Annotated in this window: 22 protein-coding genes; 17 read left to right on the top strand and 5 right to left on the bottom strand. The window is 60.3% G+C overall.

The genetic code is table 11. The features are described 5' to 3' along the window. Positions 1 to 110 precede the first annotated feature (110 nt). The 5 genes from gshA to tauD all read left to right on the top strand — a co-directional run bounded on the left by gshA (position 111) and on the right by tauD (position 5327). Entirely contained in the window at positions 111 to 1694 is a 1584-nt protein-coding gene (gene gshA / locus BFL40_RS04005; protein WP_071482551.1) for a glutamate--cysteine ligase, read from the top strand. Positions 1695 to 1870: 176 nt separating this feature from the next. Next, a complete protein-coding gene (tauA, locus tag BFL40_RS04000; protein WP_071482550.1) occupies positions 1871 to 2848 on the top strand; it encodes a taurine ABC transporter substrate-binding protein in 978 nt (325 codons plus the stop codon). Positions 2849 to 2866: 18 nt separating this feature from the next. Next, positions 2867 to 3646, top strand: coding sequence for a taurine ABC transporter ATP-binding subunit (gene tauB, locus BFL40_RS03995; protein ID WP_071482549.1), 780 nt, complete (start codon positions 2867 to 2869; stop codon positions 3644 to 3646). After that, on the top strand, positions 3643 to 4479 hold the full coding sequence (gene tauC, locus BFL40_RS03990; RefSeq protein ID WP_071482548.1) for a taurine ABC transporter permease TauC: 837 nt from the start codon (positions 3643 to 3645) through the stop codon (positions 4477 to 4479). The genes tauB and tauC overlap by 4 nt, the downstream gene beginning before the upstream one ends. Positions 4480 to 4490: 11 nt before the next feature. Then, entirely contained in the window at positions 4491 to 5327 is an 837-nt protein-coding gene (gene tauD, locus BFL40_RS03985; RefSeq protein WP_071482547.1) for a taurine dioxygenase, read from the top strand. A 120-nt stretch (positions 5328 to 5447) separates the two neighbouring features. Here the strand turns inward: tauD and mgrA are convergent, their stop codons facing one another. The 4 genes from mgrA to epsC all read right to left on the bottom strand — a co-directional run bounded on the left by mgrA (position 5448) and on the right by epsC (position 11400). Further along, positions 5448 to 6485 carry an L-glyceraldehyde 3-phosphate reductase gene (mgrA, locus tag BFL40_RS03980; protein ID WP_071482546.1) on the bottom strand — a complete coding sequence of 346 codons (1038 nt, stop codon included), beginning with the start codon at positions 6483 to 6485 and terminating at the stop codon, positions 5448 to 5450. A gap of 108 nt (positions 6486 to 6593) precedes the next feature. Continuing rightward, the gene (locus tag BFL40_RS03975; RefSeq protein WP_083374580.1) at positions 6594 to 7922 is read right to left on the bottom strand and encodes an OprD family outer membrane porin; all 1329 of its coding nucleotides are present in this window, start codon (positions 7920 to 7922) and stop codon (positions 6594 to 6596) included. Between the two features lie 188 nt (positions 7923 to 8110). Further along, positions 8111 to 10072, bottom strand: coding sequence for a choline BCCT transporter BetT (gene betT / locus BFL40_RS03970; protein ID WP_218027751.1), 1962 nt, complete (start codon positions 10070 to 10072; stop codon positions 8111 to 8113). 401 nt (positions 10073 to 10473) lie between these two features. Then, entirely contained in the window at positions 10474 to 11400 is a 927-nt protein-coding gene (epsC, locus tag BFL40_RS03965; RefSeq protein WP_071482543.1) for a serine O-acetyltransferase EpsC, read from the bottom strand. A 166-nt stretch (positions 11401 to 11566) separates the two neighbouring features. Between epsC and BFL40_RS03960 the strand changes: the two genes are divergently transcribed. From BFL40_RS03960 to BFL40_RS03905, 12 genes are all read left to right on the top strand, one after another. Then, positions 11567 to 12562, top strand: coding sequence for a D-cysteine desulfhydrase (locus BFL40_RS03960; protein ID WP_071482542.1), 996 nt, complete (start codon positions 11567 to 11569; stop codon positions 12560 to 12562). 230 nt (positions 12563 to 12792) lie between these two features. Beyond that, positions 12793 to 13587: a cystine ABC transporter substrate-binding protein gene (gene tcyJ, locus BFL40_RS03955; protein ID WP_071482541.1), complete on the top strand. Its 795-nt coding sequence runs from the start codon at positions 12793 to 12795 to the stop codon at positions 13585 to 13587. Then, positions 13587 to 14252: a cystine ABC transporter permease gene (tcyL, locus tag BFL40_RS03950; protein WP_071482540.1), complete on the top strand. Its 666-nt coding sequence runs from the start codon at positions 13587 to 13589 to the stop codon at positions 14250 to 14252. The genes tcyJ and tcyL overlap by 1 nt, the downstream gene beginning before the upstream one ends. Positions 14253 to 14255: 3 nt before the next feature. Continuing rightward, positions 14256 to 15002, top strand: coding sequence for an L-cystine ABC transporter ATP-binding protein TcyN (gene tcyN, locus BFL40_RS03945; RefSeq protein ID WP_071482539.1), 747 nt, complete (start codon positions 14256 to 14258; stop codon positions 15000 to 15002). 313 nt (positions 15003 to 15315) lie between these two features. After that, on the top strand, positions 15316 to 16086 hold the full coding sequence (locus BFL40_RS03940; RefSeq protein ID WP_071482538.1) for a hypothetical protein: 771 nt from the start codon (positions 15316 to 15318) through the stop codon (positions 16084 to 16086). A 187-nt stretch (positions 16087 to 16273) separates the two neighbouring features. Further along, complete coding sequence (locus BFL40_RS03935) at positions 16274 to 17515, top strand: SfnB family sulfur acquisition oxidoreductase (protein WP_071482537.1); 1242 nt, start codon at positions 16274 to 16276, stop codon at positions 17513 to 17515. 24 nt (positions 17516 to 17539) lie between these two features. Beyond that, positions 17540 to 18733: an SfnB family sulfur acquisition oxidoreductase gene (locus tag BFL40_RS03930; RefSeq protein ID WP_071482536.1), complete on the top strand. Its 1194-nt coding sequence runs from the start codon at positions 17540 to 17542 to the stop codon at positions 18731 to 18733. After that, positions 18734 to 20086 (top strand): LLM class flavin-dependent oxidoreductase, encoded by a 1353-nt coding sequence (locus BFL40_RS03925; protein ID WP_071482535.1) that lies wholly within the window; start codon positions 18734 to 18736, stop codon positions 20084 to 20086. It abuts the gene before it with no gap. Positions 20087 to 20235: 149 nt separating this feature from the next. After that, a complete protein-coding gene (locus BFL40_RS03920; protein ID WP_071482534.1) occupies positions 20236 to 21045 on the top strand; it encodes a MetQ/NlpA family ABC transporter substrate-binding protein in 810 nt (269 codons plus the stop codon). A gap of 2 nt (positions 21046 to 21047) precedes the next feature. Continuing rightward, positions 21048 to 22163, top strand: a complete 1116-nt coding sequence (locus BFL40_RS03915) for a methionine ABC transporter ATP-binding protein (protein WP_071482533.1) — start codon at positions 21048 to 21050, stop codon at positions 22161 to 22163. Next, positions 22153 to 22797 carry a methionine ABC transporter permease gene (locus tag BFL40_RS03910; protein ID WP_071482532.1) on the top strand — a complete coding sequence of 215 codons (645 nt, stop codon included), beginning with the start codon at positions 22153 to 22155 and terminating at the stop codon, positions 22795 to 22797. The genes BFL40_RS03915 and BFL40_RS03910 overlap by 11 nt, the downstream gene beginning before the upstream one ends. Before the next feature lie 39 nt (positions 22798 to 22836). Continuing rightward, positions 22837 to 23463, top strand: coding sequence for a class I SAM-dependent methyltransferase (locus BFL40_RS03905; RefSeq protein ID WP_071482531.1), 627 nt, complete (start codon positions 22837 to 22839; stop codon positions 23461 to 23463). A 105-nt stretch (positions 23464 to 23568) separates the two neighbouring features. On the opposite strand, the gene BFL40_RS03900 is transcribed toward BFL40_RS03905, so the two are convergent. Beyond that, a complete protein-coding gene (locus tag BFL40_RS03900; protein ID WP_071482530.1) occupies positions 23569 to 25764 on the bottom strand; it encodes a glycoside hydrolase in 2196 nt (731 codons plus the stop codon). Between the last annotated feature and the right edge of the window lie 82 nt (positions 25765 to 25846).

Below are 25846 nucleotides of genomic sequence, written 5' to 3'. Positions count from 1 at the left end.
GCGGGTCAAATCGACTCAAAACCAGGCGATAACGCCAGTTTTAACTTCACCCTTGTAGACCGTCCTGCCCACCCCCATATTGGGGCGACTGACGCGTGAAGGAATCCAACTTGAGCGAACTTCTCAACCGCCGCCTGGCCCTGCTCGGCAAGCGCGAACACCTCTCCCTGCTAGAGCAGTGCTTGCACGGCATCGAGCGCGAATGCCTGCGCGTCACCGGTGAGGGTCGCCTGGCGCAAACGCCGCACCCTGAAGCCCTGGGCGCCGCGTTGACCCACGAACAGATCACCACCGACTACTCGGAATCGCTGCTGGAGTTCATTACCCCAGCCCTGCCCAACCCGGCCGATACCCTGAGCAGCCTGGACAAGATCCATCGCTTTGCCTACAGCAAGCTTGGCAGCGAATACCTGTGGAGCCCCTCGATGCCGTGCCCGTTGCCGGCCGAGGAAGACATTCCGATCGCCTACTACGGCACTTCCAATATCGGACAGCTCAAGTACGTGTACCGCAAGGGCCTGGCCCTGCGTTACGGCAAGACCATGCAGTGCATCGCAGGCATCCACTACAACTTCTCACTGCCGGAACAGTTGTGGCCGCTGCTCAAGGAGACTGAAGGGTTTGTCGGCACCGACCGCGACTACCAGTCTTGCGCCTATATCGCGCTGATCCGCAACTTCCGTCGCTACAGCTGGCTGCTGATGTACCTGTTTGGCGCCTCACCGGCCCTGGACGCGGGTTTCCTGCGCGGCCGCTCACACCAACTGGAAGTGCTGGACGCCGACACCCTGTACCTGCCGTACGCCACCAGCCTGCGCATGAGTGACCTGGGCTACCAAAGTAATGCCCAGGCCGGCCTCACGCCTTGCTACAACGATTTAAACAGTTACACCGACAGCCTGCGCGAAGCGGTAGCAACGCCCTACGCGCCGTACGTCGAAGTCGGCACCCACAAGGACGGTGAGTGGGTGCAGCTCAACACCAACATCCTGCAGATCGAAAACGAGTACTACTCCAACATTCGCCCCAAGCGCGTGACCTACACCGGCGAGCGACCGATCCAGGCGCTGATGGCCCGTGGCATCCAGTACATCGAAGTGCGCTGCCTGGACATCAACCCGTTCCTGCCGATGGGTATCGACCTGCCGGAATCGCGCTTCCTCGACGCGTTCCTGCTGTATTGCGCGTTGAACGATAGCCCGCAACTGGCCGACAACGAGTGCGGTAACGCCACATCCAACTTCCTCAGCGTAGTCAAGGAAGGCCGCCGTCCGGGCCTGCAATTGCAGCGTCAGGGGCAGCCTGTGGACCTGAAGGAATGGGCGGCCGAGTTGCTGGAGAAGATTGCACCGTTGGCTGCCCTGCTCGATGAGAGCCATGGTATTCAGGAACACAGCCAGGCGTTGGACGCTCAGTTGGCGAAGGTCAAGGACCCGTCCCTGACGCCTTCGGCCCAAGTGTTGGCGGCGATGAGTGAGCGTAAAGAGAGTTTTGCGCAGTTCTCCCTGCATCAAAGCCAGGTGCATGCCGAGCATTTCCGTAAAGAGCCTTTGCCGGCCGAAGAGCAAGCGCGCTTTGAAGAACTGGCGCGTAATTCGCTGGCGCAACAGGCTGAGCTGGAACAGAACGAAGTGGGTGACTTTGACGTGTTTGTTGGCTCCTACCAAGCCAGCATCCTCTCCATCAGTAACTGACACCCAACCCCTGACTGATCGTTCCCACGCTCTGCGTGGGAACGATCAGATTAGTCGGCGCGTCGAAAGCGCATCTCCTCATAAGCTAATTCGAAAACGTTATTTATTTTCTGATTCTTAGATCATTTAGTCTCCTCAAACGCCGACCCTCGGCCGCCTGATTGAGGAGCTTCCCCTTGAAACTTTTAACCCCTCTGCGCCTCTTGGCCGCATTGTCCCTGGCCGGTGCCAGCCTGTTTGCCCAGGCGGCGGATGTAACCATTGCTTACCAAACCACCGTGGACCCGGCCAAAGTCGCCCAGGCCGACGGCGCGTATGAAAAAGCCACCAAGGCCAAGATTGATTGGCGCAAATTCGACAACGGCGCCGACATCATCGCCGCCATCGCCTCCGGTGACGTACAGATCGGCTACCTCGGTTCCAGCCCGCTGACTGCGGCCGTTACCCGCAAAGTGCCGGTAGAAACCTTCCTCGTCGCCACCCAGATCGGCGGCGCCGAGGCCCTGGTGGCCCGTAACGGTTCGGGGATCAACAGCCCGCAGGACCTGGTCGGCAAGAAAATCGCCGTGCCGTTCGTTTCCACCGGCCACTACAGCCTGTTGGCCGCGCTGAAACACTGGAACATCGCCCCCTCGAAAGTCACCATCCTCAACCTCGCGCCACCGGCAATCATCGCCGCCTGGAAACGCGGTGATATCGACGCAACCTACGTATGGGACCCCGCTTTGGGTGTGGCCAAGGAAAACGGCAAGGTGCTGATCACCTCCGGCGAACTGGCCAAATTCGGCGCACCGACCTTCGATGCGTGGATCGTGCGCAAAGACTTCGCCGAGAAACACCCGGAAATCGTCACTGCTTTCGCCAAGGTCACGCTGGATGCCTACGCCGCGTACCGCAAAGACCCACAAGCCTGGATCGCCGACAAAACTAACGTCGACAAACTGGTGAAGCTCTCCGGCGCCAAGGCCAGTGACATCCCGCTGCTGCTGCAAGGCAACGTCTACCCGCTGGCAGCTGACCAAGTGACCCTGCTGGGCGCACCGACCACCAAGGCGGTGACTGACACTGCTGCGTTCCTCAAGGAACAAGGCAAGGTTGACGCCGTGCTGCCGGACTACGCCCCTTACATCAGCGCCAAGTTCATCACTAACTGATTCAAGGAGTTCATTGCGATGGCCTTGCTACAACTGGAGCGCATCAGCGCACAGTACCCAGGCGCCACAGAACCGGTACTGTCTGACATTTCACTGGACCTTGGGCCCCAGCAATTGCTGGTGGCCCTCGGCCCGTCCGGCAGTGGCAAAACTTCGCTGTTGAACCTGATTGCCGGTTTTGTCGAACCGTCTGCCGGGCGCATCACCCTCGATGGCGTGCCGGTCAAAGGCCCCAGCGCGGAGCGTGGCGTGGTGTTCCAGGACGACGCCCTGCTGCCTTGGCAGGACGTGCTGGCCAACGTTGGCTTCGGCTTGGAGTTGGCCGGCATACCCAAAGCGCAACGCGAAATACGCGCCCGGGAAATGCTGGCGCTGGTAGACCTGGCCGGTTTCGACAGCCGGCGTATCTGGCAGCTCTCCGGCGGCCAGAAACAACGCGTGGGCCTGGCCCGCGCCCTGGCAGCAGACCCTCGGGTTTTGCTGATGGACGAGCCCTTCGGCGCCCTCGATGCCTTCACCCGCGAACAGATGCAGGAGTTGCTGCTGCAAGTGTGGCGGCGCACGGCCAAGCCGGTGTTCCTGATTACCCATGACATCGAAGAAGCGGTATTCCTCGCCACCGACCTGATCCTGCTCGCACCCAACCCTGGCCAAATCGTCGAGCGCCTGAGCCTGGACTTCGGCCAGCGCTACGCCGCCGGTGAATCGGCACGGGCGATCAAGTCCGACCCGCGCTTTATCGAAACCCGTGAACATGTGCTGGGCAAAGTGTTCTCCCAACGGCAGGTGTCCGCATGAGCAGCTACGAACTTCCCGCCACCGCCTCAAAGCCGGTGGCGCACGCGGTTATCCCGGTGCGTCGCAGCTTGAGCACACGTTGGATCAGCGTGCTGACCCTGGTCACCTTGCTGGCAATCTGGTGGGCGGTGACCGCCACCGGTTTGATCGAACCCCTATTCCTGCCACCGCCATCCGCCGTACTGCAAAAAGGCTGGCTGCTGGCGACCACGGGCTACATGGACTCCACTTTGTGGCAGCACTTGGGCGCGAGCCTCAGCCGTATCGGCCTGGGCCTGGGTTTTGCGGTTCTGACCGCCGTGCCGGTGGGCATCGCCATCGGTTCCAACCGTATTGCGCGCGGCATTCTCGACCCGCTGATCGAGTTCTACCGGCCGATTCCACCCTTGGCCTATCTGCCGCTGATCGTGATCTGGTGCGGCATCGGCGAGCTGTCCAAGGTGTTGCTGATTTACCTGGCGATCTTTGCGCCAATCGCCATCGCCACCGCAACCGGCGTGCGCACCGTCGACCCCGCCAAATTGCGTGCCGCGCAGTCGCTGGGGGCCACTCGCGCCCAACTGATTCGCCATGTGATTCTGCCGAGCGCCCTGCCTGACATCCTCACCGGCGTGCGTATCGGTTTGGGCGTGGGCTGGTCGACATTAGTCGCCGCCGAGTTGATCGCGGCCACCAGCGGCCTGGGCTTCATGGTGCAGTCGGCGGCGCAATTCCTGGTCACCGATGTGGTGGTGCTGGGGATCCTGGTGATCGCCCTGATCGCCTTCGCCATGGAAATGGGCCTGCGTGCCCTGCAGCGTAAACTGGTGCCGTGGCATGGCCAGGCACATTGAGTGAGAACAGCATGAGCAGCCTGACCGTTACCCCGCTAAGCACCGCCCTGGGCGCCCTGATCAGTGGCGTCGATATCACCCAGCCGTTGAACCTCAAAGACCGCGATGCCATTGAACAGGCGTTGCTCGCGCACTCGGTGCTGTTCTTCAGAGACCAGGCCATCAACCCGCAGCAGCAAGCACGGTTCGCGGCGAACTTCGGCGACCTGCATATCCACCCAATCTACCCCAACGTGCCGGAACAGCCCGAAGTGCTGATCCTCGACACCGCCGTGACCGACGTGCATGATAACGCCGTGTGGCACACCGACGTGACCTTCCTGCCGACGCCGGCTCTCGGCGCGGTGCTCAGCGCCAAGCTGTTGCCGGCGTTTGGTGGCGATACGCTGTGGGCCAGTGGCATTGCTGCGTATGAGGCGTTGTCCGAGCCGCTCAAACGCCTGCTCGATGGCCTCACCGCCACTCACGACTTCACCAAATCCTTCCCGCTGGAGCGCTTTGGCAACACTGCCGAAGACCTGGCGCGCTGGGAAGAAACCCGCAAGAAAAATCCGCCGCTGTCACACCCGGTGGTGCGTACGCATCCGGTGAGTGGCCGCAAGTCGCTGTTTGTCAGTGACGGGTTTACCACCAAGATTAATGAGCTGGAACCGGCGGAGAGCGAGGCGATTTTGAAGCTGTTGTTTGCTCATGCGACACGGCCGGAATTCACCATTCGCTGGCGCTGGCAGGAAAACGATGTGGCGTTCTGGGACAACCGCGTGACGCAGCATTACGCGGTGGATGATTATCGGCCGCAGCGGCGGGTGATGCATCGGGCGACGATTCTTGGAGATGTGCCGTTCTAGCGAGCAGATCATTCCCACGCTCTGCGTGGGAATGCAGCCATGGGCGCTCCGCGTCCGCTCTTGAAACCGTGACGCGGAGCGTCACAAGAGGCATTCCCACGCGGAGCGTGGGAACGATCATTACTCAGCGGTCGATGGCTTTTCCCACAAGTTAATCCCGCCTTCCTGCGCAAACCGATCGATTTCCGCCAGTTCTTCTGCGCTGAAACTCAGATTCTTCAACGCCCCGACGTTTTCAATGATTTGCTCTGGCCGGCTCGCACCGATCAGCGCACTGGTCACTCGCGGATCGCGCAGGGTCCAAGCCAACGCCAATTGCGCCAGACTCTGACCACGACGCTTGGCGATTTCATTCAAAGCACGCACATGGGCAATGTTCGCTTCGGACAAGTGCTTGGCCTGCAGCGAGCCGCCACCTGGGCGGTTCACCCGCGCATCAGCCGGTACACCATTGAGGTACTTGTCGGTCAACAAGCCCTGGGCCAGCGGCGTGAACGCAATCACACCGGCACCGAGTTCTTCGGTGGTATCCAGCAGGTCTTTTTCCACCCAGCGGTTGAGCAGGTTGTAGGCCGGCTGATGGATCAGCAACGGCACTTTCCACTCTTTGAGCAGCGCTGCTATTTCGCGGGTTTTTACGCCCGAATAAGACGAGATACCGATGTACAACGCCTTGCCTTGTTGCACGGCGGTGGCGAGGGCGCTGGCGGTTTCTTCCAGGGGGGTGTCGGCGTCAAAACGGTGGGAGTAGAAAATATCCACGTAGTCCACGCCCAGGCGTTGCAGGCTCTGGTCCAGACTCGCCAGTACGTACTTGCGTGAACCGCCGCCCTGGCCGTAAGGGCCGGGCCACATGTCCCAACCGGCCTTGCTGGAGATGATCAATTCGTCGCGGTAGTGCTTGAAATCTTCGCGCAGCAAACGACCGAAGTTGATCTCGGCGCTGCCGTAAGGTGGGCCGTAGTTGTTGGCCAGGTCGAAGTGGTTGATCCCTAGGTCGAACGCGGTGCGCAACAGGGCGCGCTGGGTGTCGATCGGGGTGCTGTCGCCAAAGTTGTGCCACAACCCCAGGGACAGTGCCGGTAGCACCAATCCACTGCGGCCTACGCGGCGATACGGGATAGATTCATAGCGGTTTTCGGCAGCAATGTACGTCATCGAATCCTCTCTGGGCTTAGGGCAAATAAGGCCTGGGAATAACCTTATTCCCAGGCCTTTTAACCAGCTGAATCGCTTAAGTCTGCCCTTCCGTTTTACAGCAATTTCCTACCAGAGTGGAACGACATAGCTGACATAGAAGCGGTTTTCATCTTGCACAGTGGCACCCGTAATATCCGGGCTGGCGTGAGCATTTTTCCAGGTCACGCCCAGGCCTTTGAGGGTGCCGGTCGGTACTTGGTAAGCCACCGCAATGTTACGTTCCCATTCGCTGGTGGTGCCCTGCACCGTGCGAATGTCATCACCGTGTGCATAAGCGGCGGAGAACGTCAGGCCGGTGAGGCCAAGCTTGCCGAAGTCATACTTGTACTGCGCCAGCCAAGTACGTTCACCCGCGTGCTGGAATTTGTTCAATTGCATGTTGGTCAGCGCCGGGGTGTCGGCACCTGAACCCGGACCCTGGCGGTTGTCGCCGCTGTTCAGGCCGGAGTCGAGGTACGGAAAGTCACTGTCGCCGCTGTTTTTCTGGATGCCCAAGCCGACGGTATGGCCGTCCAGGCTGTAGCTTTCAAGCAAGCTGGCGGTGGTTTGGTTGATGCGGCCCTTGCTCGTGCCGTCGCCGTAGAGACCGCTGGCGGAATAGTCTTTGTCGCCATCGGCGTTACCGCCCACACCCAAGCTGCGGAATACCCGCACATCGGTGTCGATCGCGCCTACCGACAAGGCGTCATGGCGTTTGGCACCGAGGAAGAACTGTTGGTAGTAATCCTCAAGGTTCGAATACCACAGGCTGACCGTGGTGTTCTGGATGCCGGTGTAGTCGGCCCCGCCGAAGAGAAAGCGATCGCTATCTTTAGTGCCACCGGCGGTGATCATGCCTTGGTCACTGGATTCGTTACGAATCTTGGTCTTGAAGATATCGCCGCCGGTGAAGGTGAAGTCAGAGACATCCTTGGACACCAGTTGCACGCCGGTGTTGGTCTGCTGGTACAGACGACCGTCGGTGTTGGCCAACACCGGGTTGTTGCCGTAGAGCGTGCCGACGCGTAGTTCATCCTTGGCAAAGCGCATCTTGAACGTCGGGCTCAATACACCGAACTGGTCAGCCGACTTGCCGTTGTCCAGCGGGAACATACTGCCGGGGTAACGGCCCTGATGATCCTTGTCGTTGAGGTCGCCACCGGAATCCAGTTTCAAACCGTAGAACGCCTGCAAGTCCAGGCCAAAACCGACTGGCCCTTCGGTGTAGCCGGACTTGAAGTTGAACTCGAAACCCTGGCCCCAATCACGAATGCTGTGGGCCTTGGCGGTGCTGTTCACCACATCACGCCCCTGCTGGTTGAGATAGCGATTGAGCAGGGTCACATCGGCATGGCTGTCATCGATAAAATCGGCGTGGGCGGACAGCATAAAGCTCGCCATGGCGGCACCCACCATAGGGCTTATTAACGTCTTCATTGTTACCGGTCTCCGTCACTGTTCTGAAATGAAAGCGTCAAACGCTTCACACAATTACGCAGTGGCCAGATGACAGTTCCGCGTCAAAGAGGGGCTTTGACGGATGAAATTAAGTTTAAGAAAGCCCCGTAGGACGGGGCTTTCAGGCTCTTTTGTGGGACTGGTGACTAGCGCACCAGGTGCAGGAACTGCAGGTGTCGCTCGTACTGGTCAAGGATGTCGTTGATGATCTGCTCCTTGGTGTAGCCCACCAGATCGTAGTCCTGGCTGCCCTCACTCAAGTGCACTTCCGCCCGATAATAGCGGCGGTTGTTGATCTCTTTTTTGCCCATGCCGCCCCGCGCAAACGACGGCGTAAAATAGCCGCGCATCTGTACCTGGTAGACAAACGGGCGCTCCTCGCCATGGCCGATTTCCAGGCTGACGCTGTCGTTGGCCGGGTCCGGTTGGGTCACGACATTCAGGCCTTTCTCGACAAACACCGCCGTCACTTCTTCGATCGCCGGGCGCACTGTCGATTCAAGGAAACGGTACACCTCATCTCGCGATGGGAAGTGCACGGCCTGACTCAAACGTTGGCGCCAGCCGCCTCGGCCCTTACGCGCAGCCGACACCGGTGCCAACGAATGCAGTTGGGCGATCTGCTTTTGCGACTCGAGATAGAAGGCCTTGTGCAGCCCCCACATCATCAGCAACAGGATCAGCGAGAACGGCAGCGAGGTCAGTACCACGGCGGATTTCAGCGAATCGATACTGCCGGCAAACAGCAACGCACTGGTGACCAATGCAGTCATCGCCCCCCAGAACACGCGCAGCCATTTCGGGCCGTCTTCATCGGCGTTGCCGCCTTTGGACGACAGGGTCGACAGCACTACAGTGCCGGAGTCAGCCGAGGTGACGAAGAACACGAAGCTGATAAACACCGTGACCGCGATTACCGTCTTGCTCCACGGGTAGGTTTCCAGCAGCAGGTAGAGGCTCATCGACGGGTCATCGATGGCCGACTGACCGAGCGCCGTCATCCCGTGGTTAAGCACTTGGTCGATGGCGCTGTTGCCGAAGATCGACATCCACGCCAACGTGAACCCCAACGGAATCAGCAGCACGCCAAACACGAATTCACGGATGGTACGGCCACGGGAAATACGCGCGATAAACAGGCCCACGAACGGCGACCATGCAATCCACCAGGCCCAGTAGAACACCGTCCAACCGCCCAGCCAGTCGCTGGGTTTGTCGTAGGCGTACACGTCGAAGCTCTTGGTCGGCAAGGCGCCCAGGTAGTCACCCAGGTTCTGAATCAGTGTGTTGAGCAGATGCTGGGTGGGGCCTGCGAACAACACAAACAGCAGCAGCGCACAGGCCAGCAGCATGTTGATGTCGGACATCACCCGCACGCCTTTGTCGACACCGGCGACTGCGACGAGGATCGCGGCACCCATCATCAGCGTGATCAGGCCGACCTGGATCCACTGGGTGTGGGCAATACCAAACAGGTAATCCAATCCGGAATTAAGGTGCAACACACCAAATCCCATGTCGGCACCCAGGCCGAACACCGTGGCGATGATGCCGAAACCGTCCACCGCGTAACCGATGGGGCCGTTGATGCGCTTGCCGATCAGCGGGTACAGCGCCGAACGCAACGCCAGCGGCAGGTTATGCCGATAGGCAAAATACGCCAGGGCCATGCCGACAAAGGCAAACACACCCCAGCCGTGCAGGCCCCAGTGCAGAAACAGAATCTGCATGGCTTGGCGTGCAGCGTCGGCGTTCATCGGCGCGCCCTGGGGCGGTTGCACCAGGTGCGTCAGCGGCTCGGAGACACAGAAGAAAAACAGCGTGATGCTGATCCCGGCGGCGAACAGCATGCCGGCCCAGGACAGGTAACTGAATTCGGGCTCGTCGTGGTCGGCACCGAGTTTTATCTTGCCGTAGCCCGATAGCGCGGTGACCACCACGAAGACCAGATACAGGGTCATCGCCAACATGTAGTACCAGCCGACCGTATTGGCCGCCCAGTTTTGCGCCGCCAGCAGCCAGGCACCGGCCTGTTGCGGGATAGCGATGACCGTGAGGCCGAACAGCAGAATGACGGTGGCGGCAAAGTAGAAAACCGGCGCATTCATGCGCACTTGGCCGCTGGATGGGGTGGACGATGCACTCATGAACGATGCACCCCGAGGAAGTGGGATGTGGCTGTCAATAACGGACTCAGCAAAGGTAAGCCTCCTGTTGTGAGCGGGCAGCGAACCACCGGATTTAACTTGAACGAGCATTCAAGTTAAACATGGATAAGCGGTCCGGGACTAATCGCAGGGCTGAGTGGTAGACAATTCCTACACTAGCTCAAGGAAAGGTATGACGGGTGGGGATGGCAAAACGTTCAGTGATTACTGAACGTAATACGCCTGATCATTCCCACGCTCTGCGTGGGAATGCAGCCTTGGACGCTCTGCGTCTGCTTTGAAGTCGTGACGCGGAGCGTCACGAGAGGCATTCCCACGCAGAGCGTGGGAACGATCAAATACTATTTCTGCGCCCCATCCTCATGCTGCAAATTCGCCTGGGTGATGTTCGCCCCTGCCGGCACGCTGCGGGTCAGCCATACATTCCCGCCAATCGTCGAACCCTTGCCGATGGTGATGCGCCCCAGGATCGTCGCCCCGGCATAGATCACCACGTCATCCTCAACAATCGGGTGCCGTGGATGGCCCTTCTGCAATTGCCCATCTTCATCTGCCGGGAAACGTTTGGCGCCCAGGGTCACCGCTTGGTAGATACGCACACGCTCGCCGATGATCGCGGTCTCGCCAATCACCACACCCGTCCCGTGGTCGATAAAGAAACTCGGGCCAATTTGGGCGCCCGGGTGGATATCAATACCCGTGGCCGAGTGAGCAATTTCCGCGCTGATCCGTGCCAGCAACGGCAAGCCGGCACGATACAAATGGTGGGCCAGACGATGGTGAATCACCGCCAGGATTCCCGGATAGCAGAGCAGCACTTCATCCACACTGCGCGCAGCCGGGTCGCCGTGATAGGCGGCCAACACATCGGTATCCAGCAGGCTGCGTAGCGAAGGCAAGGCCAGGGCGAAATCCTGGATCAGCCGAATGGCAAGCGCATCGACTTCGCTGTCATCCTTGGCGCCCTGGCGTGCGGCGTAACGCAACTCCAGACGGGCCTGGGCGAGCAAGGCATTCAATGCAACATCCAGGGTATGGCCGACGTAAAAATCTTCACTTTCTTCACGCAGGTCCACCGGCCCCAGGCGCATCGGAAACAGTGCCCCGCACAACGCTTCGAGAATCTGCGCCACCGCTTCACGCGACGGCAACTCGCGGCCGCCATGCTCACCACTCAACCGGCCATTGCGCGTTCGCCACTGGTCCCGGGCGTCGCGCAGTTGGCTGACGATGGTCTGTAATTGCCAATGACTGGAACGCTCACTCACGGTATTCACTCCTGACGAAATGGCCATCACTTTACGGTATGCACCCTGGCCGCCCTTAAGAACCAATGGTGTGATATTAAGAACTATCCGGAATAAGCGATTGGCGGTTGCCCGATGAAAAGTGCCTGCCTATAGTCGCCCCATCACTTAGCCACCGTGCGTAGCCATGATCAAACAACAGCTCGACCGCTTTAACCGTCTGGAACTGCTCGGCGGCGCCACCGCCCTGGAAAAACTCGAGCGGCTGTCGGCCTGGCTGGGCAGGGATATCTACGTCAAGCGCGACGACACCACGCCGCTGGCCATGGGCGGCAACAAGCTGCGCAAACTTGAATACCTGGCCGCCGATGCCATCGCTCAGGGGGCCGACACGCTGGTGACCGCCGGCGCGATTCAGTCCAACCACGTACGCCAGACTGCCGCCCTCGCCGCCAAACTCGGTTTGGGTTGCGTTGCCCTGCTGGAAAACCCCACCGGCACCGAAGACCCGAACTACCTGAGCAACGGCAACCGTCTGCTGCTGGAGCTGTTCGACGCCAAGGTGGAATTGGTGGAAAACCTCGACAACGTCGACGACCAACTCAACGCTCTCGCCGACCGTCTGCGCAGCAACGGCAAGAGACCGTACCTGGTGCCTATCGGTGGCTCGAATGCGCTGGGCGCCTTGGGGTATGTACGCGCAGGCCTGGAACTGGCCGGGCAGATCGAAGACAGCGGGATTAAATTCGCCGCCGTGGTGCTGGCGTCCGGCAGTGCAGGCACCCACAGTGGCCTGGCACTGGCCTTGAGTGAAGTGCTGCCGAACTTGCCGGTGATCGGCGTCACCGTGTCGCGCACCGACGAAGCCCAGCGCCCGAAAGTACAAGGCCTGGCCGAGCGCACTGCCGAGTTGCTGGGTGTGGATATCCCCGAGGCGTTCAAGGTGATCCTGTGGGACGAATACTTCGGCCCACGCTACGGCGAGCCCAATGCCGGCACCCTGGCGGCAGTCAAGCTGCTTGCCAGCCAGGAAGGCCTGCTGCTGGACCCGGTCTACACTGGCAAGGCCATGGCCGGCTTGCTGGATGGTATCGGGCGTCAGCGGTTTGAGGACGGTCCGATCATTTTCCTGCACACCGGGGGCGCGCCAGCGCTGTTTGCTTACGGCGCCGCATTCAACTGAATGAACGCGGGTTAAATGTGGGAGCTGGCTTGCCTGCTCCCACATTTGATGTTCATTGCTAACAACCAGTTATTCCAGATGGAAATAACAAATTGTTTTTATATTATTTTCAAGTCTTAAAAAGCGGCTTTATAGTCGCGCCGTAAGCGAAGACGCGCATCGCGCTTTAAGGCAGGATACGACTACTGCGTCACCTGCTTCGCTCAACATAAAAAACACAGGGGCTCTTCATGACTATTTCTGTATTCCGTCGCACATTATTAGTTGGCACTTTGGGTCTGGCGCTCGGCGCGGGTTGGTTGGGCCAGGCAGTTGCCGGCGAGCAGTTGGACAACATCAAGAAGGCTGGCGAGATCAAGGTTGGCCTGGAAGGCACCTACCCGCCGTTCAGCTTTGTCGGTGAAGACGGCAAACTCACCGGTTTCGAGGTCGAGTTCTCCGAAGCTCTGGCCAAGAAGCTGGGCGTCAAGGTCAAGCTCAGCGCTACTCCGTGGGACGGCATCCTCGCCGCCCTGGAATCCAAGCGCCTGGACGCGGTGATCAACCAGGTGACCATCTCGGAAGAACGCAAGAAGAAGTACGACTTCTCCAAGCCTTACACCGTTTCCGGTATTCAAGCGCTGACCCTGAAAAAGAACGTCGGCACCATCAAGACCGCCGACGACCTGGCCGGCAAGAAAATCGGCGTAGGCCTGGGTACGAACTACGAGCAATGGCTCAAGGACAACCAGCCTAAAGCCATCATCAAGACCTATAACGATGACCCAACCAAGTTCCAGGACCTGCGCATCGGCCGTACCGACGCCATTCTGATCGACCGTCTGGCGGCTCTGGAATATGCCAAAAAAGCCACCGACACCGCCGCCTCTGGTGATGCTTTCTCCCGCCAGGAAGCCGGCATTGCCCTGCGCAAAGGCGAGCCTGAGTTGCTCGCTGCTGTGAACAAGGCCATCGACGAACTGCGTGCCGACGGCACCTTGAAGAAGCTGTCCGAGAAGTACTTCAACGCTGACGTCACTCAATAATGGAAGCAGGTTTCCAACTCGCGCTGGACTCCGCGCCCTTTCTGCTCAAGGGCGCGTACTACACGGTGATTCTTAGCCTCGGCGGGATGTTTTTCGGCTTGCTGCTGGGCTTCGGCCTGGCCTTGATGCGCTTGTCACGTTTCAAGCTGGCAAGCTGGATCGCCCGGGTCTATGTGTCGTTCTTTCGCGGCACGCCCTTGCTGGTGCAGCTGTTCCTGATCTACTACGGCTTACCGCAAGTGGGCATCGAGCTGGATCCGATTCCGGCGGCCTTGATCGGCTTTTCGCTGAACATGGCCGCCTACGCCTGTGAAATCCTGCGCGCCGCCATCGCCTCCATCGAGCGCGGCCAGTGGGAAGCTGCAGCCAGTATCGGTATGACCCGTGCGCAGACCCTGCGCCGGGCCATCCTGCCACAGGCCATGCGCACGGCGTTGCCGCCGTTGGGCAACAGCTTTATTTCGCTGGTCAAGGACACGGCGCTGGCCGCTACCATCCAGGTGCCGGAGCTGTTCCGTCAGGCCCAATTGGTGTCTGCGCGGACCTTCGAAATCTTCACCATGTATCTCTCCGCCGCCCTGATCTACTGGATCCTGGCGAGCATCCTGGCGCATTTTCAAAATCGCCTGGAAGACCGGGTCAACCGGCATGACCTGGAGTCTTGAAGCATGATTGTGGTTGAAAAACTGACCAAACAATTCAAGGGGCAGGTGGTACTCAACGGCATCGACCTCGAGGTCAAGGAAGGCGAAGTCGTCGCCATCATTGGCCCCAGCGGTTCCGGCAAGACCACCTTCCTGCGCTGCCTGAATTTACTCGAAGAACCCACCAGCGGCCGCATCAAGGTGGGTGACATCGAGATCGACAGCAGCAAGCCGCTCAACCAGCAACAAGGCCTGGTGCGGCGCTTGCGCCAGCACGTCGGCTTTGTGTTCCAGAACTTCAACCTGTTCCCCCACCGCACCGCGCTGGAAAACGTCATCGAAGGCCCGATCGTGGTCAAGAAGATGTCGCGCGAAGCGGCGACCGAGCTGGGTCGCAAGCTGTTGGCCAGGGTCGGCCTGGCGGGTAAGGAAGCGTCGTACCCTCGGCGCTTGTCCGGTGGTCAGCAACAGCGCGTAGCGATTGCCCGTGCGCTGGCCATGGAGCCGGAGGTGATCCTCTTTGACGAGCCCACCTCGGCCCTCGACCCGGAATTGGTCGGCGAAGTGCTGGCGACTATCCGCAGCCTGGCCGAAGAAAACCGCACCATGGTCATCGTCACCCACGAGATGAGCTTTGCCCGTGATGTGGCGAACCGGGTGATCTTCTTCGACAAGGGCGTCATCGTGGAACAGGGCGAAGCCAAGGCGTTGTTTGCCAACCCCAAGGAAGAACGCACGCGACAGTTCTTGAGCAAGTTTTTGGCCCACTGACTCTCTTTGTGGGAGCTGGCTTGCCTGCTCCCACACAAGCGCGCTCCTACAGGGAGTACTTATTACCCCCCGTAAAACAACCCGCCACCCCCCCCTTAAAATCCCTCCTCCAGTCAGACTCTTCTGAATCTGCTCCAACCCACCGTTTAGCCTTTTGCCGCCATTGACGCCTCCTGCCCAACCCTCTTATCTAGCGCCCAGAGGATTGGATCCTATCCCGGCTATTCACTGAATCGTTCCTTTCGGCACCTCGCGCACAACTGCGCTTCGGGCGCCGGAACGATTGCTGCTGGCTGCATCAAGGAGATTACTTATGACGCGCATACTCACCGCCCCGACTTTGCCCCAGGCCGTTCGAAACGGCATCAATGCCCTGGCCGCCACACAACTGCAGGTCGACATCGCCCCCTACACCGGCATGGATGAGGGCGACGTGATCGAGCTGTTCTGGAACAACTGCTTTGCCGCTGCACGGCGGGTGACCTCATGCAAGGTCGGTACGCCCACCCATCTGCGAATCCCCGAGAGTTTTGTGCAAGACGGTCTGGCACGCGTTCACTATCAGGTCATGCAGATCGGCCACGGCCCTGCACGCTCGGCGGTTACCACTGTGCGGGTGAAGACCAACTTCCCAGGCGGCCAACCTTCGAACCTGTACAACGATGAAAACCAGAACCTCTCGCCCATCAGCCTGCCCGAAACCATCCGACGCTACGGCGTCAACGGCAGCCAGGTAAGGCGCGGCATCCCGCTGACCATCGAGCCTTACCTGAACATGGCCACCGGCGACGCCATTACCCTGCGTTGGGGTGACGTGCGTGTGGACCTGCCGAAAATCCAGGCCAAAGGCGTCGGCCTGGCGGTGCAGGTGTGGGTGTCCTCGGCGGTGATTATCGAGGCCGGCGACGACTGCCGCCTGGACGTGACGTACTGCATTCTTGATCGCGTCGGCAATAATTCACGCTGGGCCCCGGCCCGCACCTTGAACATCGCCGCCTGCTCGCCCCAGGCGCCAGCCCGCCCGGCCGGGCCCGCGTCGACTTATCAACCGCGTGCCCCCGGTTCTCCTTGCGAACCGGGGTGACAGCCCTTCTATGCATATTCCAATAAGTTAGTTTATTTAAAGAATTAACACGCTTAGGGTATATGCACCGGACCACCGGACATCTCTGATTTTTCTGTTTTTATTTCATTGAATGCGAGGTCGGTATGGTCAGAATTACCCCGGTGCATAACGCCAGGGCATTACGTGCAGCCAAGGAGCGGCGCTGATGTCTAACTTGGCTCTAACCCCCCCCCAGAGTGATCTGGATGTAGCCCCACTGCTGTTGCCGGCTGCGGTGCTGCGCAACGACACCGAAGCGTTGAGCGCAGCCCATGAATTGGCTCAGGCCGCGCGCCTGCAAGCCGCGAAGCGCGATCAGCAACGCAAGTTGCCGTGGGCGCAGATTGAACAGTTCACCCGCAGCGGGCTGGGCAGTATTTCAATTCCCCGCGAATACGGCGGCCCACAGGTATCGTTCGTCACCCTGGCCGACGTGTTCGCGATCATCAGTGCGGCAGACCCGGCCCTCGGGCAGATCCCGCAGAACCATTTCGGCATCCTGCACCTGTTGCAAGGCGCAGCCACCGAGCGCCAGAAAAAGCAGCTGTTCCAAAGCGTGCTCGACGGTTGGCGCATCGGTAATGGCGGCCCGGAACGCGGTACCAAGAACACCCTGGAGCTCAAGGCACGCATCACCGCCGAAGGCGACGGGTATGTGATCAGCGGCCAGAAGTTCTATTCCACCGGCGCGCTGTTTGCGCATTGGGTCGCGGTAAAAGCGCTGAACGATGACGGCAAGCAGGTCATGGCGTTTGTGCGCCGTGGCACCGAAGGGCTGCGCATCGTTGACGACTGGTCGGGCTTCGGCCAACGCACCACCGCCAGCGGCACTGTGCTGCTGAACCAGGTGCCGGTCGACGCCGAATTGGTCGTCGAAAATTGGCGTATCGGCGAAACCCCTAATATCCAGGGCGCCGTCTCGCAACTGATCCAGGCGGCCATCGACGCCGGCATCGCTCGTGGCGCTCTTGATGACACCATCGCGTTCGTACGTGAGCGCTCGCGCCCATGGATCGACGCCAAGGTCGAGCGGGCCAGTGATGACCTGTATGTGATCGCCGATATCGGCAAGTTGAAAATCGAACTGCACGCCGCCGAGGCGCTGCTGCGCAAGGCCGGTAAGCTGCTGGACGAGATCAGTGCGGCGCCGATCACCGCGCAATCCGCCGCCCGTGCGTCGATTGCCGTGGCCGAGGCGAAAGTGCTGACCACCGAAGTGTCGCTGCTGGTCAGCGAAAAACTCTTCGAACTGGCCGGCAGCCGCGCCACCCTCGCCGAATTCAACCTCGACCGTCACTGGCGCAACGCCCGGGTGCACACCCTGCACGACCCGGTTCGTTGGAAATACCACGCCATCGGTGCCTATCGTTTGAACGGCACGTTACCTGCTCGTCACTCCTGGATTTAACCGACCAGACCTCTGGAGAACAAAATGACTGTCTCTACTCTCGTCGCGGTTATCACCAGCGACGAACAAGCCCTTATTGTCGCCAGCGACCTGGCCGAAGACTTGCGCCGCGACAGCGCCCAACGCGACCGCGAGCGCCGTCTGCCCCTGCCTGAACTGGACGTATTTTCGCGCTCCGGCCTGTGGGGTATCAGCGTGCCAAAGGAACACGGCGGCGCGGGTGTGTCCAACGTCACACTGGCCAAGGTCATCGCGCTGATCGCCCAAGCGGATGCCTCGCTGGGTCAGATCCCGCAAAACCATTTCTACGCCCTCGAAGTGCTGCGCGTGAATGGCAGCCCCGCGCAGCAAAAACGCTTGTATGCCGAAGTCCTCGCCGGCCAACGCTTCGGCAATGCCCTGGCGGAACTGGGCACCAAGACTGCCCACGAACGCGTGACCTCCATCACCCGCGACGGCGACGGTTTCCGTATCAGCGGCCGCAAGTTTTACTCCACCGGCGCGATCTATGCGCAACGCATCCCCACCTCGGTGGTGGATGAACACGGCGTGCAGCAACTGGCGTTCGTGCCGCGCGACAGCGAAGGCTTGACCGTGATCGACGACTGGAGCGGCTTCGGCCAGCGCACCACCGGCAGCGGTTCGGTGGTGTTCGACAACGTGTGGGTCGCCGCCCAGGACGTGATCCCATTCCAAAGCGCCTTCGAGCGTCCGACCACCGTCGGCCCGCTGGCACAAATTCTTCACGCCGCCATCGACACCGGTATCGCCCGCGCCGCCTTTGAAGATGCGTTGCACTTTGTGCGCACCAAGACCCGCCCGTGGATCGATTCCGGCAACGACAAAGCCACCGAAGACCCGCTGACCCTCAAAAGCTTCGGCCACCTGAGCATCCGCCTGCACGCTGCCGAAGCGCTGCTGGAACGCTCCGGTGAATTCCTCGACCGCGCCCAAGCCGACAGCAACGCCGAGACCGTCGCCGCCGCCTCGATTGCCGTCGCCGAAGTTCGCGCCTTGAGCACCGAAATTTCCCTGGCCGCCGGCAGCACCCTGTTCGAACTGGCCGGCAGCCAAGCGACCCTGGCCGAACACGGCCTTGATCGACACTGGCGCAACGCCCGCGTGCACACCCTGCACGACCCGGTGCGCTGGAAGTACCACGCGGTGGGCAATTACTACCTCAACGATGAAAACCCGCCACTGCGGGGGACCATCTGAATGGCCAAGAAAAAGATCCTGCTCAATGCCTTCAACATGAACTGCATCGGGCATATCAACCACGGCCTGTGGACGCATCCACGGGATACATCCACCCAGTACAAGAGCATTGAGTACTGGACTGATTTGGCGAAAACACTGGAGCGTGGACTATTCGACGGCTTGTTCATCGCCGACATCGTCGGTGTGTACGACGTCTATCAAAACTCCATCGACGTACCGCTCAAGGAGTCGATCCAGTTGCCGGTCAATGACCCGTTGCTGCTGGTGTCGGCAATGGCTGCCGTCACCAAGAACCTCGGCTTTGGCCTCACCGCCAACCTCACCTACGAGCCGCCCTATCTGTTCGCCCGGCGCATGTCCACACTCGACCACCTGAGCCGGGGCCGGGTGGGCTGGAACATCGTCACCGGCTACCTCGACAGCGCCGCCAAGGCCATGGGCCTCACCGAGCAGGTCGAGCATGACCGCCGTTATGACCAGGCCGATGAATACCTGGAGGTGCTGTACAAACTCTGGGAAGGCAGTTGGGAAGACGACGCGGTGGTCAACGACCCACAAGCACGGGTCTATGCGCAGCCGGGCAAGGTGCACAAGGTTGAGCACCACGGCGAGTTCTACCAAGTGGAGGGTTATCACCTGTGTGAACCGTCGCCGCAGCGTACGCCGGTGCTGTTCCAGGCCGGCAGTTCAGACCGTGGTTTGCTGTTCGCCGGGCGGCATGCCGAGTGCGTGTTTATCAGCGGACAGAACAAGGCCGCCACTAAAGTCCAGGTGGACAAGGTGCGCGCCAGCGCCGTGGAAGCCGGGCGCAACCCGGATGACATCAAGGTGTTCATGGGCCTCAACGTGATCGTGGGCGCCACCGAAGAGCTCGCCTGGGCCAAGCACGCCGAGTACCTGAACTACGCCAGCCCGGAAGCAGGTGTAGCGCATTTCTCGGCGTCCACGGCGATCGACTTTGCCCAGTACGAACTGGACGAACCGATCCAGTACGTGAAGAGCAACGCGATCCAGTCGGCCACCAAGAACCTGCAAAACAACGACTGGACCCGGCGCAAATTGCTCGAGCAGCACGCCCTCGGTGGTCGCTACATCACCCTGGTCGGCTCGCCTGAGCAGGTGGCTGATGAACTGGAGTCGTGGATCAGCGAAACAGGGCTGGATGGTTTCAACCTGACGCGGATTGTCACGCCGGAAAGCTATGTGGACTTCATCGATCTGGTGGTGCCGGAGTTGCAAAAGCGTGGGTCGTATAAGACCGCCTATGACACCGGCACGTTGCGCGAAAAAGTCTTCCACAACAGCGCCCGCCTACCCGAACAACACACCGGCTCCACCTACCGACACTAACTGATCGTTCCCACGCTCTGCGTGGGAATGCAGCCCGGGACGATCCGCGTCCCAAGAGCGGACGCAGAGCGTCCAGAGAGGCATTCCCACGCGGAGCATGGGAACGATCTCAGTGGTTGAAACCTACACCTTATGACTGGAAACCCATTATGAAAAAGACACTACTCACCCACCCAGTCAAAGCACTGGCCCTGGCTTTTGGTTTATTCAGCTCGGCGGTGTTCGCCGCCGACGCGCCACTGAAAATCGGCACCACCGCCGCCTTCGCGATTCCCCTCGAAGCCGCCGTTGCAGAAGCGGGCAAGCAAGGCCTGAAAGTTGAACTGGTGGAGTTCACCGACTGGATCGCACCGAACGTCAGCCTGGCCGCCGGCGACATCGACGTGAACTACTTCCAGCACATCCCATTCCTGGAAAACGCTAAAGCTGCCGCAGGTTTCAACCTGGTGCCGTACGCGCCGGGCATCATCAACAACGTTGGCCTGTACTCGAAGAAGTTCAAAAGCCTCAACGACCTGCCTCAAGGCGCCAGCGTGGCGATTGCCAACGACCCGATCAACAGCGGCCGCGGTCTGCAACTGCTGGCCAAGGCCGGTTTGATCACCCTCAAGCCTGGCGTGGGCTACAAGGCCACCGAAGAAGACATCGTCAGCAACCCGAAGAAGATCAAGATTCTGCAAGTCGAGGCCGTGCAACTGGTACGCGCCTATGACGACGCCGACCTGGTGCAGGGCTACCCGGCGTATATCCGCCTGTCCAAGACCTTCGATGCAGAGTCGGCGTTGCTGTTCGACGGCCTCGACCACCCGGAATACGTGATCCAGTTTGTGATCCAGCCGAAAAGCAAAACCGACCCGCGCGTGATCAAGTTCGTCGACATCTACCAGCATTCGCCGGTGGTACGCGCCGCCCTGGATAAATCCCTCGGCAAACTCTACCAAGTCGGCTGGGAAGGCTAAGCATGAGCGCCGCCAACTCTCAACTGCGCGACCTGGGCTTAGCGCCCAGGGACGCCGAGCAGACAGAACTGCACCCTGATTTGAACCGCGCCCACGTGCGCTTTATCAACCTGGGCAAGACCTACGACGGCACCGTGCATGCATTGCAAGGCATTGACCTGGCGATCCAGCGCGGCGAAGTGTTCGGCATCATCGGCCGCAGCGGCGCCGGTAAGTCTTCGCTGATCCGCACCATCAACCGCCTTGAGCAACCCAGCAGCGGGCGTGTGCTGATCGATCAGGTGGACATCGGCGACTTCGACGAAGACCGTCTGGTGGCACTGCGTCGGCGCATCGGCATGATCTTCCAGCACTTCAATTTGATGTCGGCCAAGACTGTGTGGCAGAACGTCGAGTTGCCGCTCAAAGTCGCCGGCGTGCCCAAGCCGCAGCGTGAACAAAAAGTACGCGAGCTGCTGGAATTGGTAGGGTTGCAGGACAAGCACAAGGCCTACCCGGCGCAGCTTTCCGGCGGGCAAAAACAGCGCGTGGGCATCGCCCGCTCGCTGGTGCACGACCCCGAGATTCTGCTGTGCGACGAGGCCACCTCGGCCCTCGACCCGGAGACCACGCAATCGATCCTCGGCCTGCTGCGTGAGATCAACAAGCGTCTGGGCCTGACCATCGTGTTGATCACCCATGAGATGGCCGTGATTCGCGACATCTGCGACCGCGTCGTGGTGCTCGAACACGGGCGCATCGTCGAGCAAGGCCCGGTGTGGCAAGTGTTTGGCAACCCGCAGCACGACGTCAGCAAAACACTGCTGGCGCCGCTGCAACATGGCTTGCCGGAAGAATTGCAAAGCCGCTTGCAGGCCCTGCCCTCATCATCTGAGGCGTCAGTGGTGCTGCGCTTGAAGTTCACCGGCAGCGACACCGATGAACCGGACCTGGCCGCGCTGTTCAGAGCCCTGGGCGGTCGCGTGCGCTTGCTGCAGGGTGGTGTGGAACGGATTCAGGGGCATGCGCTGGGGCAACTGCTGCTGGCGGTGAATGGCTCTCCTCACGACGCCGAAGACCTGTGCAAGCGCGCCGCGCGCTGGGCGCAAAACGTGGAGGTGCTGGGCTATGTGGTTTGATCGTTTATTGCAGGGCGCCATCGACACCTTGTTGATGGTCGGTGTGTCATCGCTGATCGCGTTGCTGGTGGGGATTCCGTTGGCGGTGTTTTTGGTCACCAGCGACAAGGGCGGCATCTACCAGGCACCGGCGCTGAACCGCGTGCTGGGCGCGTTTGTGAACCTGTTCCGCTCGATTCCGTTTCTGATTCTGATGGTGGCACTGATCCCATTTACCCGGCTGATCGTCGGTACCACCTATGGCGTGTGGGCTGCTGTGGTGCCGCTGACCATCGCCGCTACGCCATTCTTTGCGCGCATCGCAGAAGTGAGTCTGCGCGAGGTCGACCACGGTTTGATCGAAGCCGCGCAGGCCATGGGCTGCCGCCGCTGGCACATCATCTGGCACGTGTTGTTGCCGGAAGCGCTGCCGGGGATTGTGGGCGGGTTCACCATCACCCTGGTAACCATGATCAACTCGTCGGCCATGGCCGGGGCGATTGGCGCGGGTGGTTTGGGGGATATTGCGTACCGGTACGGCTATCAGCGGTTTGATACGCAGATCATGCTGACCGTGATCGTGCTACTGGTGATTCTGGTGGCGGTGATTCAGTTGGGCGGCGATCGGTTGGCGCGGGTGCTGAACAAGCGGTGAGGTATAGTCGGGCCATCTCAGCGCCCGGTAATACCCGCCATGACTCTCAAGCCCGACGACCTCAACCAGATCACCTCCACCACCCTCGGCCACTACAACAAGGTGGCCGAGGATTTCCGTGAAGGCACCCGCGATCACGATGTGAGCCAGAACATCGACGCATTGCTGCGGCATATCCAGGGTACAGCGCCGTTTACCGTATTGGATTTTGGCTGCGGGCCTGGGCGGGATTTGCAGACGTTTACCCGTATGGGGCATATCGCCGTGGGGCTGGATGGCTCCGAACGGTTTGCGCAGATGGCACGCGAGGACAGCGGTTGTGAGGTATTGCAGCAGGACTTCCTGAAGCTGGACCTGCCTCCCGAGCGCTTTGACGGGGTATTTGCCAACGCGGTGCTGTTTCATATTCCCAAGCAGGAATTGCCGCGTGTGCTGAAACAGCTGCATGGGGCGTTGAAGCCGGGGGGCGTGTTGTTCAGCTCCAATCCGCGGGGTGAGAATCAGGAAGGGTGGAATGGGCCCCGGTACGGGTCTTATCACGACCTGGAGGCGTGGCAGGCGCTGCTGACAGCGGCCGGGTTTGTAGAGTTGGAGCATTACTATCGGCCAGCGGGGTTGCCACGGGAGCAGCAGCCTTGGTTGGCGAGTGTGTGGCGTAAAACATAGAGATGTGTTGGCTGATCTGGCCCCATCGCAGGCAAGCCAGCTCCCACAGGGGAATGCATTCCAAGTGTGGGAGCTGGCTTGCCTGCGATTGAGGCCTGCGCGGCGCTACTGATCCACCTGATACACCACAGGTTTGTGCCCCACCAGCAACGCCGTCACACTGCGCCCAGCGTACCCCTCTCTTCCTTCTGCAGAAAAATTCGCCACCAACCGCGTGCCATCGGCAAACGTGGTCTCCTGCACCTGCCGATCCGTCGTCAGCCAACGAAACCCCGTCATAGCCTGGGTTGCCAAACGCTGATGCAACGGGCGGAAAAAAACGTCCTGGCGCTGGATCACCGGCAACCGCTGCTTGAGGGTCGCGGCACTCAGGTGATACAGCGGCGGCACGTTGTAGAGCAATTGGGTCAGCTCATTCTCAGCCTGCACATTGCTCAGTTTGAGGCTGTCGAACAGCCAGTGGTGGGTGGTAATCACAGAACCGTGGAACACCGTCTGGTAAAGCGGCAGGCGCATCGTCGGCTCGAAATACACCGTGCGAAACGGTTCTTTCAACGGAACGGGTTTGAAGAACACCGTCGGCTGCTCCGGCGGGTACCAGTTGCCTACGTAATAGGGCGACTGCTTGTCCTTGGTCATTTCACGGTCGCCCCAACCCATCACCGGCGTCTGCATGCCATGGGCGAACAAGATGCCTTGGGTGGTGATGGCATTACCGTCCTCGGAACCGGCGGGCAGCTTGAGCACAGTATTGAGCCAACGGGACGCATCGATATTGCCTTCGGCGTTTTGCGCCTGGGTCATTGGGGCGCCGTCACGGTAGCTGTCAAAAACCATGCTGGTGGCGTAGGCATCAAGGAACCAGGCGTTAAAGCCCGCCCTGGCTTGGACTGCTTGCACCCGCGCTTCCAGCAAAGGCCGTACGCAGCGGGGGTCGGTGTAGTGACCGGATTGCTGGAAGCCGGTTTTCAGCTTGCCGTCTTTCAACACAATCGCGCAGTTGCGATAGGCCTTGCTGCCCAGGTGGGCGGTGGTCCAGTCCGGGTTTTCGGTGGCGGATAACGCGGTTTCATAGGAGTCGTAGGGCGCCATCAGGTAACCCGCGTCGACACCTGCGCGAATCGCCTCGGGGTGCCAGAGGCCGCCTTCCCAGCCTTCGCCCAAGGTCAGCAGTAAACGCTGGAGCCCGGCGTCCTTGAGGGATTTAACGGTCTTGGCCGACAGGGTGCTGCCCCAGGCCTCAGGGGTGTTGCTCAAAGCTCCCGCAAACGCCACAGACAATTCATGGCGCAGCTCACCGTAGCGGGCGGCGAGGCGTGTCATGTCCGGTTCATCCACTTGCCAAGCCTGTCGGGCCTTCTTGTTGATCGCCGCGTTGAGGCTGCGCAGCAACACGGTCTGCTCATAGCGATTCAACGCAGTGGTCTGCGCCAGGACCTTTGCGGCTTCCTTATCCAACAAACCCTTGAGTTCATGACCGCGCAAGCGCTCGAGCAGCAGCGGCCAATCACGCACATCATCCAACCCCAGCAGGTCATTGCCCCACAGATACACATGGCTGGCGCCCAGCAGTTTTTCAGCCTCGGGCGTTTGCCGCAGTTTGTCTGCCAACGGTTCATAACGGCCCTGCTCCACCAGCCACTGGAGATAACGCTTGGCACCGGCCAATGGGTCGGCGCCGCCCAGGTGCAGGCTGAGGGTCATGGGTGCCGTAGGTTCAAGACGGGTAAATTCATGGGCCAAGGAAAGCGCCAGCCCCTCACCGTCGGCCTGCCACTGCAAACGGTTGTTGTAAGGGTTGGTCAGCAGCCAGCTCAAGGTGAAGCTGCCGTGATCCACGCCCCACAACGGCAGGCTAAGGTCCTGCGTGGTGTTGACCTCGCCCTGCTCCAGCAAAAACGCCTTCCACACGGTATTGCCTGCGGGTACGTAATGCCCTTCGGCCAAGGGCCAGATCAAGCCTTTTCCCATGGCCTGGGCGGGTTGATGCAGCAGGGGCAATTCGCCCGGCTCGCGTGCATTGATAGTCAGGTGAAGGTCGCGCTGCTCAAGGCGCGCGGTCAGGCGATAGGCGCCGCTGTCCCATTGCCAAGTGGCCTGCTCAGCAGCGGCCTGCAGTTCGCTGACGGCATGCGCCGTAATACCGTTGGAGGCCTGCACCGAGGCCTCACCGGCTGGCGTGACGCGCAGCGCCAGCGTGGCGGGGTCGAGGTCGACGCGCCACAGGGCGTTTTCCAACACCGTATCGGCAAAGGCCAAAGGCGAAAGCAGCAGGCTAAATATCAGAAAAATAAAGCGCATGACGCAGGCCTTCCAAACAGGAACAGGCCCGGAGGGTAAAACAAATAGCGGCAGGAAAATGTCTCGAAAGTGTTTCCAAGAG

The sequence above is a fragment of the Pseudomonas costantinii genome (genome assembly GCF_001870435.1).
Lineage (GTDB): Bacteria > Pseudomonadota > Gammaproteobacteria > Pseudomonadales > Pseudomonadaceae > Aquipseudomonas > Aquipseudomonas costantinii.
Note: the sequence above shows the minus strand (reverse complement) of the source record. Positions and strands in the feature narration are given on the sequence as shown.

Bases quoted from the DNA above. Each gene is read 5' to 3' on its own strand.
- betT (WP_218027751.1), bottom strand. From the start codon at position 10,072: ATGAATGCGCCGGTTTTCTACTTTGCCGCCACCGTCATTCTGCTGTTC.
- BFL40_RS03925 (WP_071482535.1), top strand. From the start codon at position 18,734: ATGGCCAAGAAAAAGATCCTGCTCAATGCCTTCAACATGAACTGCATC.
- tauB (WP_071482549.1), top strand. From the start codon at position 2,867: ATGGCCTTGCTACAACTGGAGCGCATCAGCGCACAGTACCCAGGCGCC.
- BFL40_RS03900 (WP_071482530.1), bottom strand. From the start codon at position 25,764: ATGCGCTTTATTTTTCTGATATTTAGCCTGCTGCTTTCGCCTTTGGCC.
- BFL40_RS03910 (WP_071482532.1), top strand. From the start codon at position 22,153: ATGTGGTTTGATCGTTTATTGCAGGGCGCCATCGACACCTTGTTGATG.
- BFL40_RS03935 (WP_071482537.1), top strand. From the start codon at position 16,274: ATGTCTAACTTGGCTCTAACCCCCCCCCAGAGTGATCTGGATGTAGCC.
- BFL40_RS03940 (WP_071482538.1), top strand. From the start codon at position 15,316: ATGACGCGCATACTCACCGCCCCGACTTTGCCCCAGGCCGTTCGAAAC.
- tcyJ (WP_071482541.1), top strand. From the start codon at position 12,793: ATGACTATTTCTGTATTCCGTCGCACATTATTAGTTGGCACTTTGGGT.
- tauC (WP_071482548.1), top strand. From the start codon at position 3,643: ATGAGCAGCTACGAACTTCCCGCCACCGCCTCAAAGCCGGTGGCGCAC.
- tcyL (WP_071482540.1), top strand. From the start codon at position 13,587: ATGGAAGCAGGTTTCCAACTCGCGCTGGACTCCGCGCCCTTTCTGCTC.
- BFL40_RS03905 (WP_071482531.1), top strand. From the start codon at position 22,837: ATGACTCTCAAGCCCGACGACCTCAACCAGATCACCTCCACCACCCTC.
- tauD (WP_071482547.1), top strand. From the start codon at position 4,491: ATGAGCAGCCTGACCGTTACCCCGCTAAGCACCGCCCTGGGCGCCCTG.
- BFL40_RS03960 (WP_071482542.1), top strand. From the start codon at position 11,567: ATGATCAAACAACAGCTCGACCGCTTTAACCGTCTGGAACTGCTCGGC.
- BFL40_RS03975 (WP_083374580.1), bottom strand. From the start codon at position 7,922: ATGGTGGGTGCCGCCATGGCGAGCTTTATGCTGTCCGCCCACGCCGAT.
- mgrA (WP_071482546.1), bottom strand. From the start codon at position 6,485: ATGACGTACATTGCTGCCGAAAACCGCTATGAATCTATCCCGTATCGC.
- BFL40_RS03915 (WP_071482533.1), top strand. From the start codon at position 21,048: ATGAGCGCCGCCAACTCTCAACTGCGCGACCTGGGCTTAGCGCCCAGG.
- tcyN (WP_071482539.1), top strand. From the start codon at position 14,256: ATGATTGTGGTTGAAAAACTGACCAAACAATTCAAGGGGCAGGTGGTA.
- BFL40_RS03920 (WP_071482534.1), top strand. From the start codon at position 20,236: ATGAAAAAGACACTACTCACCCACCCAGTCAAAGCACTGGCCCTGGCT.
- BFL40_RS03930 (WP_071482536.1), top strand. From the start codon at position 17,540: ATGACTGTCTCTACTCTCGTCGCGGTTATCACCAGCGACGAACAAGCC.